The sequence below is a fragment of the Rahnella sp. NRRL B-41462 genome (assembly GCF_003263525.1).
Lineage (GTDB): Bacteria > Pseudomonadota > Gammaproteobacteria > Enterobacterales > Enterobacteriaceae > Rahnella > Rahnella aceris.
Genome location: NZ_JYDF01000139.1, coordinates 1 through 14,462, shown reverse-complemented (window position 1 = coordinate 14,462; position 14,462 = coordinate 1). Strand labels below are relative to the sequence as shown.

Genomic DNA, 14,462 nt, shown 5'->3' with positions numbered 1-14,462 from the left:
CTCACGCACTTCAGAGGCATCACCGCCATCCGGCGACAGCACTAACAACGCACGCCCGAAATCCGGTTTTAAATTCCAGAAACCGTGAAACACCCACTCCTTCCCTTCGGCTTTACCCAGCGCATCGATATCCAGTACGGTGTGCCATTGCGGTTCGGCTTTACGGAATTCATCAAGCGTGGTCTTGCGCAAAATGCCTTTCGGGTTCTTCGCGTCCTGCCAGAAGTTGTACCAGTCGTTGCCACATTTCCACACGCCGGGGATTTGATCCGGCGAATTCAGGCCTTCCAGCACTTTCTCCCGCAGCGGCTCGAAATCGTGACCCTGCGTAAACGCTGCCAGCGTGATGGCATTTTGCTCACGCGCCCATTCAAGGGCTTTTTCGTTGCGTAAACCTTCGAGCCAGATGAAATCATCCTGCGGGGGAGTGCCTGAGTCAGTTGTCATGTCATTCTGCTCCTTCAGTCAATACAGCCATTTTGAATGCTTTTACATCAACGCTTTTACTCTCAGCGATAACTTTTACTCTCAAGATAAAAAGTGTCGCTTATCGCTTCAGGAATTTATTGCACCAGGATGCCCTGGATCAGGCTGGCTTTGACAATCGTCACCTGTGAGATATTCAGCGCCTGCATAAAGCCCTCCACCAGCAGTAAATTGCTGACATCGGTCGCGCGGTATTCACCGGTAAGTTCACTGTCCCCTTTCCATACCTGATTTTTCGACACGCGTTCTACATCAGCCAGACTGTAAGTATTGTTCGCCGGATGGATCTGGTCTTTCAGCGAAAAACCATGAACGCCGCCGATACCAATCACCCGGCGGGTTTGCGCATCCTGTTTGATTTGAGGACTGACGTGGGTCCTCGCGTAGAAATTCACGTAACGCAGCACCGTATTGCGCAGCGATCCAATCGGGTTCGGCGAGGCGGCTTTATCCAGTTCCTGATTTTTAAGCACGCTGATAATGAATTCTTTCAGGGTTACCGATGCCAGTTTGCCCTGATATATATCCGTCACTGGCTGACCGTTTTGTTCGCGGATGGCGGTCATTTGCATCGAGCCGCCGCCGATATCCCAGACCAGCAGATCCTGATTGTTGATGGTGTTGTCATGCAGCGCCGCCTTCGCCGACAGGAAACCCAGCTCCGCCTCCTGCTCCTGAGAAATCACACGAAGCTGGATTTGTGTCTGCTGGTTGAAACGGTCAATGACCTGCTGACCGTTAGCCGCTGAACGAAACACTGCGGTGGCAACGCCTGTAATGCGCTGCGGATGAAAGCTGCGGGCTTTATCGACCATCTGTTTCAGCGCCGTCACGCCCTGTTGTTGCATGGCCTCGCTGATCTGGTTGTTGCCGGATTTGCCCAAATCCTCATTAAAGCCCAGCGGTTTTTGGTCTTCATACAGCACTTTTCCCGGCAGATGTCGGCAAATATCAACCTGCGCCACCTGAATTTTGGTGGTACCGGATCCCATATCAATTGCCCCGCGGGTTTCGATACAGTTTTCTGCCAGTGCAGAAAATGTGCTCAACGCGAATAAGGTGCCCAGAAAACCCTTTACCCAATAATTCATCTCATCCTGCCCCTGAAAAATAAAAGAAAAGTAGAAAGCATCCAGAAATACCCGTTTTATGGCGGTGATTTCAAGTCTTTTAGTTTCCTTTTACGTTCTGAATAACCTTCCGAAAAATGCAGGATTGTCCTTAAATAATCCATTCTGCGATCTGCATGGTTTCGGCAATCCTTTTTTGTGAGTCACTTCAAGCAATGAAATAACAGGAACGCCTATAAAGAAATCATTACTTTGTCATGACAAAAAATGACAGGGATTTGAGGTAGAAAAGGGAAACGAAAATCAGGCAGCCACAGAAAAGGAGTGAATGTATGGAATGGAAGATCATCGACATCCTGAATATCCCGCAGACCGGACTGAAATATATCTGTATCCAGGCTTTTAAAAACCTGAAGCTGATTTTGTCCGTAGACAATGATTTTAAGCTGCAAACCGGCGATACCTTAGAGATTACGCCGGAGGGCTATTCACTGAACCGTCATCAGGCACAGAGCCTGAAAATTCACCGAATGATGCCGTATTGTCAGCAACGCTGGCAGTCGCTTTCCATTCAATAAATGGGTTTACACGCACGTCAGCCATAGAAAAGCCGGCATTCAACTGACCGGCTTTTTCTTTTGTTCACGTCGCTGATCCGAAATGCCGTCGTGATCACCAAATTGTTGCTCAGGTACATCCACCCAGCGGTCTTTGCGCGTCGCTTCGTATTCCTGATTCAGAGGGTAATAAATCCGGTTTTCCGGCTTATTTGCCTCCCCCACCACCAGCAGCCGCACTTCCTCATCGCTGTTATTAATGAAGGTGTGACAGATACCGGTGCCGTGCGGAAAGGCCACGGCATCGCCCGGTTTCAGCGGATGCAGATGGCCGTTAATCCACGCGTCAGGATACCCTTCCAGCACGTACACAAATTCATCTTCCGCACTTTCCGCGTGGGCGTAACAGGTACGACGACCCGGTAATAAACGTTCGTGATGAATACCAATTTTCGTCAGGCCAAGCGCTCTGCCGAGCGGTGCGCCAATCGACATCAGTTCATCATCGCCGGGATAATTGCCGTCGTCTGGACCTTCAAGCTCGGTCCAGTGTCGGATAAAATCAGGTCTTTCCTTGCTCATAAAATCTCCGGATAACATTGCCAATAGTCAATTTTAGTACAGCGAAGGCGACTTCTGCTGCATCGAGTACGGACTTTGCGTCTGCGCAATATTTTTAGGCAGACAGGCAAATCTTATGTGTACCTTCTCGCCGTCGTTGCTTTCACCCAGCGTCTGGAATTTGCCGCTACAAAAATCGAAGATCTTTTTTGTAGGTATCCGCGCGACGCTGCCGCTCAAGGATTGAAAACACGGATGTCGTATAACTTGCTTCGCCCTGCGTAAACGACGGGTCAAAATTGGCCGGGCGATAAGTCGCATCGCCAACCGGTTTATCAATAGATGAACAGCCTGCCAGCAAACCTGCGGCGACGGCCGCAGCGACCCACATTATGGTGATATTTTTCATTACTCATCCCGGAAAACGTTAACGTTATTCAGTGTAGCTGAGCAGAAGTATCTGTCCTGCTCACGCTGCCAATACTGTTTTTGCCATTTTGTTTCACATTCACCAATGCCCGTTCGGCAGCCGCCAGCCACTGGTTATAATCTTCATGATTGCGGGATGTCGCCACGCCGATACTCAGCGAACACTGGAAACCGGAATCCTGCGATAAGCGGATTTCTGAGGTTTTCAGTAATAACCGGTAACCCACGGCATACGCTTCTTCTTCAGAAACCCCCGGCAGGATCACCACAAATTCATCGCCCCCCAGAATAGCCGGGAAATCATTTTGCCCGGTTTCCTGCCGTAAAATCGCTGACACCGAGCGCAACACATAATCCCCCGCTTCGCGCCCGAACAAATCATTTACCATTTTCAGGTCATCAACACCCAGCACCATCAGGCAGGATAAATCATGTTTTGCGCGTTCAAACTCCAGCATCAGGCGCCGGTCGAGTAACCGCCTGTTAGGCAAACCGAGAAAAGGATCCATCAGGGCGGCCTTTTCCAGCTCGTGTTGTTTATCCCGCAGCTTTCTGGAAATGGAATAATTCGCTGCACTGAAAGCAATAATATAAATCGTGGAAAGCGGCAACGTCAGCCACAACGTCCGGTCAGTGACGGTGAAATAAAACGTCATTCCCGACAACAGCCAGCAGACAATAAAACCGGCGCAATAAAACAGCGCAGCGCGGCGCAGCAACTGCCAGCCACCGGCAGAAAAACGGTCAGCGATGAGAATAGCCGTAATAATGGCCGACGGCAGCGGACAAACGCCCATCAGCGCAACCCAGGCTCCCCCCGCGATGGCATCAAATGCCAGATTTCGGAATTCCGCCTGATTAGGGTGATTTGAGCGTTGTGAAATCAGCATAGCGACATGCGGCCAGACAAAGGCATTCAGCGCCAGCAGGCTGATGGCGATCCAGGAAGCATTGCGTTCAAGAAGGACAGAAAACACAGGAAAAAAGCAGAGAAAAGTGCCAAGTATCCGCATTAAGTACATTCGCCGTAAGAAGCGCTCTGAGCGCTCACGGACGAGACTTTCACCTGGAGAATAATATGGCATACGGGAAACGGCTCTTGAGTTGATTTCTATTTATATTAGTCGAGTTACTTATCTCAGAGCTACTGAAAGCGATAATTTTAATGCGCCGAACAACGGGGGTTTTTAGCGTTAAATAAGACAGGTTAATGGTTAACCAGAGAATTTAGGATAAAAATTCGGAAATACAGAAATAACTGTATCGATTTTATGCAGTCACAATATATTGCCACAAAAAAGGCGGCTTTTACGCCGCCCTTTTGAGCAAAGGTTATATAAATTCCACCGGGACAGATGATTACTTACTGTACTGCGCGTCCGTCACCTTTTCCATCCACTCAACCGGACTGCCGTTCAGGGACTCGGCAATCGCGATGTGCGTCATGGCATTCTCCGGGGTCGCGCCGTGCCAGTGTTTCACCCCTTCCGGGATCCACACGATATCGCCCACATTCATTTCACGAATTTCGCCGCCCTCCTGCTGCAACCAGCCACGGCCTTGTGTGATGATCAACGTCTGACCCAGCGGATGTGTGTGCCAGGCGGTACGCGCACCCGGTTCAAAGGTCACGATCGCGCCACCGACACGGGCAGAGGCAGTGCCGCTGAACGGCGAGTCGATACGCACCTTGCCGGTGAAGTAATTTTCCGGGCCGTTTTGTGAAGGGACAGAACCACTTTTGGTAATTTTCATTTTATCAGTCATTTCATTCTCCACCTGGGGGACTGCTGCTGGAAAGTTCGTCATGTCATAAACAATAGCGCCGTTCGTTTATGACGACCAGAGGGCAAAATATGAAAGGAGCTATGAGATAAATTCATAAGTCAGCACGCGCGGCAGGACAGCGATATAAAAATAACAATAAAGATCACGATTTGATCACAATCATCTCTAAAAAACGGACACTTATTTCAGGAAGATAATTAATTGATTTTATTTAAATTTTGTCTCATTCTGTTCGCACTTTAAGAAATATTGTATTTTTTGCATTTGCAGCCCGCCTCAGAGCGGGCTTTTTTATGTCGGAGAGACGGTCAGGTAAACATTACGTCAGTTTCCGCACCACCTTGCAGGGGTTTCCACAGGCAACCACGCCCGCTGGCACCGGTCGCGTGACCACACTTCCGGCGCCAATCGTGCAACCATCGCCAAGGGTCACGCCGGGCAAAATCACGCATCCACCGCCAATCCAGACATCGTTGCCAATAGTGACTGGCCGGGCGCTGCCAATATGTTCACGACGTAAATCAATATCCAGCGGATGCTGTGCGGTATAAATTTGCACATCAGGGCCGATAAAAACGTTATTCCCTATTGTGACCGGCGCGCAATCAAGTAACACAAAATTAAAATTGATGAAAACATTATTGCCGATTCGGGTATTTATGCCGTAATCAATGCGCATGCCTTTTTCAAAATGGACATTGCTGCCCACTTCCCCAAATATTTCCCTGATCAGGGCGTCTTTCTCCGCCGTCTGACGGGCGCTCAGCGCATTAAATCCATCCACTTTATCGCGGGTCTGATAACGAATTTCACGTAATTCGTTATCATTAATATGGTAATCCAGCCCGCTGGTCATTTTGAGTAAGTCGCGCATCAACTGTTCCCTGATATTGTTCACATCCACAATGAATCACCGGCGTGTTTACTGCCCGATATCGCGCAGTTTTTTTCCGGACATAAGGTTTCTTTCTATTTGCTCCAGCGTGACGTTTTTCGTTTCCGGTATCAGGATGAAAGTGATCACCACGAACATCACGTTCAGCGCGGTGTACAGCCAGAATGTCCCTGCTGCACCGATATTGTCCATCAGCGTCAGGAAAGTAGCGCCGATAATCATGTTCGAAATCCAGTTGGTGGTGGTCGAACAGGTGATACCAAAGTCACGGCTTTTCAGCGGCTGAATTTCAGAACACAGGATCCATACCACCGGCGCCGCACTCATGGCGTAACCGGCAATACACATCATGGTCATACCGACCGACAGCCAGGAAAGTGCGGCACCGGCCGTGCCCTGATTGAATTGCTGAAGACAATATCCCAGCACCAGCGTGCCGAGCGCAATCACGCTAAAGCCAATTTTCAGTGCCGGTTTACGTCCCGCTTTATCAACCATGCCGATAGCAATAAACGTCGCGAGCACAAACGTCAGACCGACAATAATCGTGGCGATCATCTGCTGGCGTGTACTGGTAAATCCCGCCAGATTAAAAATCTTCGGCGCGTAATACATGATGATATTCATGCCGGTAAACTGCTGCATCGCCTGCAACAACATGCCTAAGCCGACAGCCCGGCGCACATTACTGTTGGCTTTAAATAATTCCCATCCGCCCTGTTTCAGTTTCAGGCTTTCACGGATTTCATTCAGTTCCTGGCGGGCCTTTTCCGAGGTATCGCGCAGCATTCTCAGCACACGCTCGGCCTCAATATGCTGCCCTTTGGCGGCCAGCCAGCGCGGGCTGTTTGGTAAAAAACACACCGCAATCATCAGCACAAACGCCGGAATCGCCAGCACGCCCAGCATTGCGCGCCAGTCACCGCTGCTGCTGAATGCGGTATCAGAAAGGAAAGCCAGCAAAATGCCGATCGTCACCATCAGCTGATACATGGCAATCATCTTGCCGCGAATGGTTTCTGACGCCATTTCAGACAGATACAGCGGTGCGGTGTAGGACGCAATGCCGACAGCAAAACCGAGGATCAGGCGCGACACCATCAGGATTTCAATGCTGGAAGCGAAGGCGGAGCCGAGAGAACCGAGAATAAACAACAGCGCTGCCGCCATCAGGCTGTATTTGCGTCCCAGCCGGAAAGAGAGCCAGCCATTGGCCAGCGCACCGAACGCTGCGCCGAGCATCATGATGCTGACAACCCATTCCTGCTGGCGGCTGCTCAGCACAAAATGCTCAGTAATAAAGGGAAGCGCACCAGAAATCACACCAATATCGAGACCGAATAACAGCCCCGCCATCGCCGCCGCAAAAGACACAAACAGGTTCATCACTTTGGTGTTTTTGAGCGAACTTTCAGTCAGTTTAACCACATCAGATGACGACATTTTTTTCTCCGGAAAGGGGGAATACAGCAACGGACATCAGAAAAAAATCATTCAGCCATTACGATAAGCACAAGTGCCCTGTGGGGTGAGAGCAGGAAAGGCACATATATACACAATCGTGCTGCACCGGACTTTCTGTGATCGGGATCACTGGGGAGAAGATGGCGGCGATATGGTGCAGGGGAATAAAAGTCAGGCAGAACCGATCGTTGCGAGATATCTTCCAAATCTGAATACAACTCCCTGTAAATGCATCCAGCCTGTTTCTTTGCTTCGGCAGCAGGAATAAAGTCTCCCCGCTGCGGCAAAATCCGCAGCCGGAATTAGCGTTCCGATACTTACACGGCGAAATTATGTGATAATTTCGTGCGCTTTGATTCACCCCAAATAATGGTGGCTCAGGCAGGGGCTTCGCAAGAAGCATCGGATTCGTGTAAGCCGGTACGCTAACCCTGTCTGAGCTGCCACCCGAGTTTAGCGTCTCAGGTGGTCGTCTTTAACTTTCTTACACGAGATTTCTATCATGACGAACACCGAAACTGCTTTCTCTGAAAACTCAATTACCGTCTTCCGCTCACTGATCGCCGAGCTGGATTTCAGCCATTTCGAAGATGCTCAGCTTTACGATCTCAGCGCGCTGGCATCGGACTCTGCCGAAGGATTGTGCCACGGCCTGCTGTGCCTGAGCGAAGGGCTGGAGAATGGTGAGATATTACCGCCGGAAGGTATCCCGCAGGTCAGCGCCTATCTCAAGGCGACCGCGCATTTATTACCCGTATTGTTTGAGCTGAGTGAACGGGCGAATGACAGCTTAGGGAAAGCGGGAAAAGTGAGTCCTGCCGCGATTAACTGACAGGTATCAGACATGAAAAGGCCCGCCGCACTGTTCTGGCGGGCTTTAAAGCACCCACTCTCCCCACATCCTTTAATCCGGAAAATTTTTTACTTTTCAGTTTGCACTGAGTCGTGTCTGGCGTCAGGATTTACCCTGATTCCCCATTGGCAGTGATAAAGGCTTATCGATAATGACGACTCAGACACCTAAAACGCCGGTTGCGGCAGGGACAATTTTTAGCGCAGCCGGTCTGCAATTTCTGAATAAACTCGCGCAAAACAACACCCGGGACTGGTTTAAGGCTAATCAGGACGAATACGAGAATACGCTGAGAACGCCCGCGCTGCGCTTTATCGAGCAAATGCAGCCAGAGATTATTGCCATTTCCCCGAGACTGACTGCTGTCGCGAAAAAAGTGGGGGGCAGCCTGATGCGCCCGCAGCGCGACAGCCGGTTCAGCAAAGATAAAACGCCGTATAAAACCAATGTCGGCATTCAGTTTCGTCATTTCCAGGGCAAAGATGTGCACGCACCCGGCCTCTATCTGCACATCGCCGAAGACGGTTGTTTTATTGCGGCAGGGATCTGGCACCCGGAATCAAAAGCGTTAAACGCGATTCGCGCCTGTATTGATGAGAACCCGAATGCCTATCAGAAAGCGCTCAAGACATTGCACGATAACGGGTTTGTGATGGATGGCGACAGTCTGAGTCGTCCGCCAAGAGGCTACGACAAAAACCACCCGCTGTTAGCTGAATTAAAACGCAAAGATTTTATCGCGATTAAAAACATCGCCTTTGAGGATCTGTGCAAGCCAGATGTTATTGATTTTTGCGCAGAGCAGTTCAGACATTGTGCGCCGTTGATGTCCTATCTGTGTTTTGCACTTGAGCTGGACTTCTGAAGCTGATGAGACGACAGGTTTACCCTGCCCGGTGAAGTGCGAAGCATTCTTGACACCTGAAACAGCCAAAATTATATTTTCACTGTCATGACAGCAACCGGCCAGAGGCCTCGTGGTTGAATGCGCTGGCCGGTTTGCTAAATCCCTTTCCCCTGACAGCATGTGTACTGTTGCGCTCAGGGCTGTGATGTTCTGCTCATTTCACCCCGGCTAGCGGACCGGGCTTTGGTGCGTGTAACCCACTACTCTCTAAGACCTTCTATCGCCTGACACAATGCATCATTAGGCTTACCTGTTATTGTCACAGCTGATTGTTGAACACGCTCTAAACGACTGGCAATTCTAGAGCGACTTATCTCTTCCCCATTCTGAGCAAGCATAAAGCAACATTCACCTACCATCCTGCACGCTTCTTCAAAAACGGGATTCAAAATCTCCATAAAACCTCCAAACGGACTAAAAAAACCCCCGTAGAGTAGCTGAAGATTTCAGAAAAAATTTTTCCATTAGAAAAATTAACAATCATCTCTGAATGCGCATCAAAACGGTTTTAGCTGACAACAGATCGTCTGCCAGCCCCAGGCATTATTTTGCACTGACGAAAATCCCCCTGACAGGGTGAGTTCAATCGATAGCTGCAAGTTGTTCAGCTTCGCACGCGGCAACGTTCAGCCGCGAACACTAGCCGATGATAAACGCAGTGCTGATTCGCTTTGTGTTGAATCAGAATCGCAGGCCGTTAAATCCGCCCGTAGAAGGTCATTCTGGCAGACTCAGACAACGAAATATCAGGCTGAGAATTGTAAGCCAAAACCACCAGCATGCGCGTGGTCTCCCCCTCCGTTGGAGTCACACGATGAATCGCATTCCGGCCGCGGAACAGCACCAAATCGCCTGCCTCAATGCCGAGTTTTTTCGGCTCAGTTTGCTTATCCAGTAATTTTTCCACGCCATCAAAATTCATGTCGCCAGCATCAGCGTCGCGTAAGTTCTCAACGTATTCAAATACACCGCCAGCCTGAGGTTTTTGAATCAGCAGGGTGATGGCAAAAGAGGAGTTATCGAAATGCCAGCCCAGCTCCTGGCCTTCGCTGGCGTAATGCAGGTTGATTGAAGAGAGTTTATCAGCGTAAGGATACAGTTGCGCCTCACCCAGCACCGCGCAAAGAAACGCACGAAACACTGGCGCGTTATACAGTGCGCGCAGTGCCGAATCCTGCGGGATCTCTTCATCGGTAATACAGCCCTTTGAGGAAACAATCTGCCGATTTCTTGGATGCGAATCTGGCAGCCCGGCATCAGGTTTCAATAGATAAACATTATGATTATTGCTGGTGTAATAGGCCAGATGGCGATTTTCATCCCCCTCAAGCTTAATCGCTTTCAGCGCAGCAGGATTAAGAAAGTCATGCAAGACCAGGGCGCCCTTTTCATTCAGCGTCTGTTTACACTGAGAAAGAAAATTCGTATCCAATATCGGATTCGCCGCGAAATTTACGATCGTATCGAGTTCTTGCATCATTAATTCTCATGAATTATTCAGGGGGAAAATAGTCGCTTCTACTTTAACCAAGTCATTAATAGCTGGGAAATGAAAAATAGTGATCACATTATCGCCATGAATCCCCATTGAGGTAAGTTTGCAAGGGGTTTAGCCGCCTGATGTCTCTCCCTTTGACGCAACACGCAAATATCATATTAAACATTTCTATTGATAAAGATTCTCCTCATCCCTGCCGATATTTCTGATACAGGCGGCAACACCGCCTCTCATTCCAATGTGCGCCAGCGATAGCACGCCCCCTGCCGCTAATACAGTTTAGTCAACATGCTTTCCTCCCCCCCTTATGAAAGGCGTACATATGAATTGCATCTTCAGCGTGATCTGGAACCACAGCCGTAATGCTTTTGTGGTCGTCAGTGAGCTGACCACTCGCCGTGGAAAACGCAGTGACGTCCGTGCGATTCAGGTCGATGATCATTCAACCCCATTCAACGGCGCGATCACGCCGCCACCGTTTGCCATTGCCCTTATCTCATTCATTGTTTCATTCATGCCTGTTATCAGCATGGCCGCAGATTTGCCCACTGGCGGTAATGTCGTTCTCGGCAGCGGCCAGATTGGCGCGGCGGCCGATCATCAACTGACGATCAACCAGTCCGGCCAAAAAATGGCAATTGACTGGCAGAGTTTTAATATTGGCAAAGACAACAAAGTGACCTTTGTTCAGCCCGGCGCTGATTCGGTTGCCCTGAACCGGGTGATCGGTGCTGACGGCTCGAAGATCATGGGCCAACTCAACGCCAATGGCCGGGTGTTCTTAATCAACCCCAATGGCGTGCTGTTTGGTCAGGGCGCCTCCGTCAGTGTCGGCGGGTTGGTGGCTTCGACACTCAATATCTCGAACCAGGATTTTGCTAACGGCAAGTACAGGTTCAGGGGGGATGGCAGCAACGCCAGCGTCATCAACCAGGGCACGATTAACGCTGCCGACGGGGGAGCCGTGGTGTTACTCGGCGGCACCGTCAGCAACCAGGGCGTGATTGTTGCGAAACAGGGTACCGTCGCATTGGCCGCCGGCAATGCGGTGACGCTGGACTTCGCAGGTGATGGCTTGCTTAACGTCCAGGTCGATGAAGCGACCAGAAATGCCTTGGTGGAAAACCGCCAGTTGATTCAGGCCGACGGTGGCCAGGTCATTATGACCGCGGCGGCCAGCAATGCGCTGCTCAGGACGGTGGTCAACAACACCGGTGTGATTGAAGCGCGAGGCTTGCAGAACAAGAACGGTAAGATTTCCCTCGGTGGCAGTGACAGCGGTCTGGTGCGCGTCGCCGGTACCCTGGATGCCTCTTCACCCCACGGCACGGGCGGCGCGATTCAAATCACCGGCCAGAACATTGCGCTCACATCCGCCACTCTGAATGTCTCAGGTGCCCGCGGTGGCGGCAGCATCAAGATCGGCGGCGACGCTCAAGGCAAAGGCCCCCTGGCTAACGCACAAGGTGTCAGCGTGGATGCGGGCAGCAGCCTCAAGGCTGACGCCGGAACCACGGGAAAAGGCGGCAACATAGTCGTCTGGTCCAACGGAACGACCGTGGCCAAGGGCAATTTCTCAGCCAGGGGCGGCACGCAAAGCGGTGACGGAGGATCCGTAGAAACCTCCGGCCATCACGTTGACTTCACTGGCATCCAGGTGAACACCTCGGCAACCAAAGGCAAAACGGGTAACTGGCGGGTGGATCCTGAAGACCTGAACGTTGATGACGCTTCAGCGGCCACGATCAACGCCGCTCTCCTGAACACCGACGTCACCCTGCAAACTACCGGCACCCTCACCTCCACGGCAACAGGCCTCGGTGATATTTCCGTTAATTCAGCCCTGAGCTGGAGTTCACCAAACACCCTGACGCTGGACTCGTTCCACTCTATTGCGATCAATGCCAATGTCTCCGTCACCGGTGCAGGTGGCCTGGTGCTGGTGACAAATAACAACAGCAACGGTACCAGCAGTGGCAGCGGTGATCTCACGTTTGCCAAAGGCGTCTCGGCCAGTTTCACGGCACCGGAAGGCAGCGGGCAGCGTTTGAACATCAACGGTTCGGCTTACACGCTGGTTTACAGCATGGCCGACATCGACGGAATCGACGGGGATCCGGCTTCGTCTGGCGCAATTACAGACCAGACAGCGGCAGGCGGACTGGCAGGGCATTACGCCCTGGCCCGTAATCAGGATGCCAGTGGCGTCATATATACGAACGCACTCGTGGGGAGCAATTATGATTATGATTCGCCCTTCTCCGGCACCTTTGAAGGCCTGGGTCATACCCTATCGAATCTGACCATCACGGCTCCGGACGCAAACTACACGGGGCTGTTTGGCGACAATCAGGGGGCAACGGTTCGGGATCTGGGTGTAGTTAATGGCGCTATCAGCGGCGGATCTTACGTCGGCGGTATCGTCTCTATGAACCAGAGTTCCTCCTCTGTATTAAACAGCTATTTCAGCGGCACGGTGTCAACGTCATCCTCCGGCATAATGGTCGGGGGGATCGCCGGCTTTAATGGAAATAACTCGACGATTGCAAACAGCTATAGCACGGGCACGGTAACGGGCACCCGCTGGACAGGGGGAATAACGGGCTATAACGGCAGTGCCCTGGTGACAAACAGCCACAGCTCCAGCAACGTAAATGGCGGTAATGGTGACTACGTTGGCGGGGTCGTGGGCGCTAACGAAAGCGCCACTATCACTAACAGCTATAGCACCGGCAACGTGTCGGGCAATACACGTGTTGGCGGGGTAGCAGGCAACAGCTACCGGGGGTCGATTTCTGACAGCTACAATACGGGCAACATATCGGGCAACAGTTTTGTTGGCGGTATTGTTGGCCTTAACGATACTGCCAGCTCCCTCGCCAATAGCTACAATTTCGGCAATGTCCAGGCTGACTATAATGTGGGCGGGGTCGCAGGCTATAACGACAGCGCTATTTTCTCCAGTTATTCCACCGGTCAGGTGCGGGGGGCGACGGGCAGTAACGCTGGCGGTGCTATTGGCTACAATCAAGCCAATAGCACGGTGACAAACGTTTACTGGAATAGCGTCACCAGTGGCAACACTGTCGGGATTGGCGGCGGCGTCACTTCCGGGGTCACCGGTTTAACCCTCGCACAGTTACAGGGCGTATTACCTTCTTATTTCGATAATACCGTTTGGGGCACAGCCAGCGGTCTTTACCCCTATTTGAAATCCCAATATCCGAACGGCACACCGCAAGCCATTTCCGGCTTCGCTCAAAACAGCGATGCGGCTGGCCAGGTCTCCACCGTGATTAACGGCCTGGTGGTCGGTACCTCCTCCATCGGCGCCGGGGGTTACTACTACAGCCTGCTCGCGCCCGGCACCCTGGCGAACACTGATGTGTTCACCTACGCGCAAAGCGGCGGCAATCTGGCTAATACCTTCACGCAGGGTGTGACGGGGACGACCAGTAACATCAATCTGACGGCTGACACGCTGGTACTGACGGGCAATGAAAACTCTCTGTCCTCGCTGCTGACAGATTTGAACGCGGCCAGCGGCAACGCAGACAGCGCCCACAAGCTGTTTACCCTCGATGCCAGTGGTCTGAACGCCACCGGTAATGTGCAATTCACCCGGGCCGGGAGTTTCATTTTTGACCAATCCCTGAGCGCGGTCGGCAACAGCAACGTGAGCGTCGCAGGGGATTTGACCATCGCATTGGGCGAGCATGTCAGCGGGTCTGATGTGGTGTTATCCGCCACGGGTGCCTTTATTAACAACGCGGGCAGTCATGCCGTTACCGCCTCAACTGTCGGCGGACACCACTGGGTGATTTATTCCAATACCCCCGCCACCGGTACCTTTGCCGGACTGAACAGCAACAATACTGCTATCTGGAATGCCAGCATTAATACCCCTTCCGGCGAGCTCCGTAACCGGTAACCGGTACGTGTTCCGCTATCAAC

General features: G+C 51.5%; 12 protein-coding genes and 1 pseudogene. 4 read left to right on the top strand and 9 right to left on the bottom strand.

From position 1 onward, the window contains the following. Window positions 1-447, bottom strand: a pseudogene (locus UC14_RS24480) (S9 family peptidase); the annotation flags it as partial. A 116-nt stretch (window positions 448-563) separates the two neighbouring features. Next, window positions 564-1,577, bottom strand: a complete 1,014-nt coding sequence (locus UC14_RS24475) for a Ppx/GppA phosphatase family protein (protein ID WP_112198618.1) — start codon at window positions 1,575-1,577, stop codon at window positions 564-566. Window positions 1,578-1,888: 311 nt separating this feature from the next. On the opposite strand from UC14_RS24475, the gene UC14_RS24470 reads away from it, so the two are divergent. Continuing rightward, window positions 1,889-2,134, top strand: coding sequence for a hypothetical protein (locus UC14_RS24470; RefSeq protein ID WP_013576519.1), 246 nt, complete (start codon window positions 1,889-1,891; stop codon window positions 2,132-2,134). Window positions 2,135-2,173: 39 nt separating this feature from the next. On the opposite strand, the gene UC14_RS24465 is transcribed toward UC14_RS24470, so the two are convergent. From UC14_RS24465 to UC14_RS24440, 6 genes are all read right to left on the bottom strand, one after another. Beyond that, window positions 2,174-2,695 (bottom strand): cupin domain-containing protein, encoded by a 522-nt coding sequence (locus UC14_RS24465; protein WP_013576520.1) that lies wholly within the window; start codon window positions 2,693-2,695, stop codon window positions 2,174-2,176. Window positions 2,696-2,861: 166 nt separating this feature from the next. Continuing rightward, window positions 2,862-3,083 carry a hypothetical protein gene (locus UC14_RS27200; protein WP_232829735.1) on the bottom strand — a complete coding sequence of 74 codons (222 nt, stop codon included), beginning with the start codon at window positions 3,081-3,083 and terminating at the stop codon, window positions 2,862-2,864. A gap of 28 nt (window positions 3,084-3,111) precedes the next feature. Beyond that, on the bottom strand, window positions 3,112-4,116 hold the full coding sequence (locus UC14_RS24455) for a diguanylate cyclase (RefSeq protein ID WP_223509239.1): 1,005 nt from the start codon (window positions 4,114-4,116) through the stop codon (window positions 3,112-3,114). Between the two features lie 346 nt (window positions 4,117-4,462). Further along, a complete protein-coding gene (locus tag UC14_RS24450; RefSeq protein WP_112151747.1) occupies window positions 4,463-4,858 on the bottom strand; it encodes a cupin domain-containing protein in 396 nt (131 codons plus the stop codon). A gap of 352 nt (window positions 4,859-5,210) precedes the next feature. Further along, window positions 5,211-5,765, bottom strand: coding sequence for a sugar O-acetyltransferase (locus UC14_RS24445; RefSeq protein WP_037037002.1), 555 nt, complete (start codon window positions 5,763-5,765; stop codon window positions 5,211-5,213). Between the two features lie 48 nt (window positions 5,766-5,813). Beyond that, window positions 5,814-7,256 (bottom strand): sugar porter family MFS transporter, encoded by a 1,443-nt coding sequence (locus UC14_RS24440; protein ID WP_255347879.1) that lies wholly within the window; start codon window positions 7,254-7,256, stop codon window positions 5,814-5,816. Between the two features lie 496 nt (window positions 7,257-7,752). On the opposite strand from UC14_RS24440, the gene UC14_RS24435 reads away from it, so the two are divergent. Continuing rightward, a complete protein-coding gene (locus UC14_RS24435; RefSeq protein WP_112198617.1) occupies window positions 7,753-8,082 on the top strand; it encodes a hypothetical protein in 330 nt (109 codons plus the stop codon). A 172-nt stretch (window positions 8,083-8,254) separates the two neighbouring features. Beyond that, the gene (locus UC14_RS24430; protein WP_013576527.1) at window positions 8,255-8,968 is read left to right on the top strand and encodes a DUF2461 domain-containing protein; all 714 of its coding nucleotides are present in this window, start codon (window positions 8,255-8,257) and stop codon (window positions 8,966-8,968) included. A 739-nt stretch (window positions 8,969-9,707) separates the two neighbouring features. Here the strand turns inward: UC14_RS24430 and UC14_RS24420 are convergent. Further along, entirely contained in the window at window positions 9,708-10,487 is a 780-nt protein-coding gene (locus UC14_RS24420) for a 2OG-Fe(II) oxygenase (RefSeq protein WP_112198616.1), read from the bottom strand. A gap of 343 nt (window positions 10,488-10,830) precedes the next feature. Between UC14_RS24420 and UC14_RS24415 the strand changes: the two genes are divergently transcribed. Then, on the top strand, window positions 10,831-14,439 hold the full coding sequence (locus UC14_RS24415; RefSeq protein WP_232829733.1) for a filamentous hemagglutinin N-terminal domain-containing protein: 3,609 nt from the start codon (window positions 10,831-10,833) through the stop codon (window positions 14,437-14,439). The last annotated feature ends 23 nt before the right edge of the window (window positions 14,440-14,462 follow it).

Excerpts from the sequence above, each read along its gene's own strand:
- UC14_RS24475 (WP_112198618.1), bottom strand. The coding sequence starts at position 1,577 with ATGAATTATTGGGTAAAGGGTTTTCTGGGCACCTTATTCGCGTTGAGC.
- UC14_RS24470 (WP_013576519.1), top strand. The coding sequence starts at position 1,889 with ATGGAATGGAAGATCATCGACATCCTGAATATCCCGCAGACCGGACTG.
- UC14_RS24465 (WP_013576520.1), bottom strand. The coding sequence starts at position 2,695 with ATGAGCAAGGAAAGACCTGATTTTATCCGACACTGGACCGAGCTTGAA.
- UC14_RS27200 (WP_232829735.1), bottom strand. The coding sequence starts at position 3,083 with ATGAAAAATATCACCATAATGTGGGTCGCTGCGGCCGTCGCCGCAGGT.
- UC14_RS24455 (WP_223509239.1), bottom strand. The coding sequence starts at position 4,116 with ATGCGGATACTTGGCACTTTTCTCTGCTTTTTTCCTGTGTTTTCTGTC.
- UC14_RS24450 (WP_112151747.1), bottom strand. The coding sequence starts at position 4,858 with ATGAAAATTACCAAAAGTGGTTCTGTCCCTTCACAAAACGGCCCGGAA.
- UC14_RS24445 (WP_037037002.1), bottom strand. The coding sequence starts at position 5,765 with ATGCGCGACTTACTCAAAATGACCAGCGGGCTGGATTACCATATTAAT.
- UC14_RS24435 (WP_112198617.1), top strand. The coding sequence starts at position 7,753 with ATGACGAACACCGAAACTGCTTTCTCTGAAAACTCAATTACCGTCTTC.
- UC14_RS24430 (WP_013576527.1), top strand. The coding sequence starts at position 8,255 with ATGACGACTCAGACACCTAAAACGCCGGTTGCGGCAGGGACAATTTTT.
- UC14_RS24420 (WP_112198616.1), bottom strand. The coding sequence starts at position 10,487 with ATGCAAGAACTCGATACGATCGTAAATTTCGCGGCGAATCCGATATTG.
- UC14_RS24415 (WP_232829733.1), top strand. The coding sequence starts at position 10,831 with ATGAATTGCATCTTCAGCGTGATCTGGAACCACAGCCGTAATGCTTTT.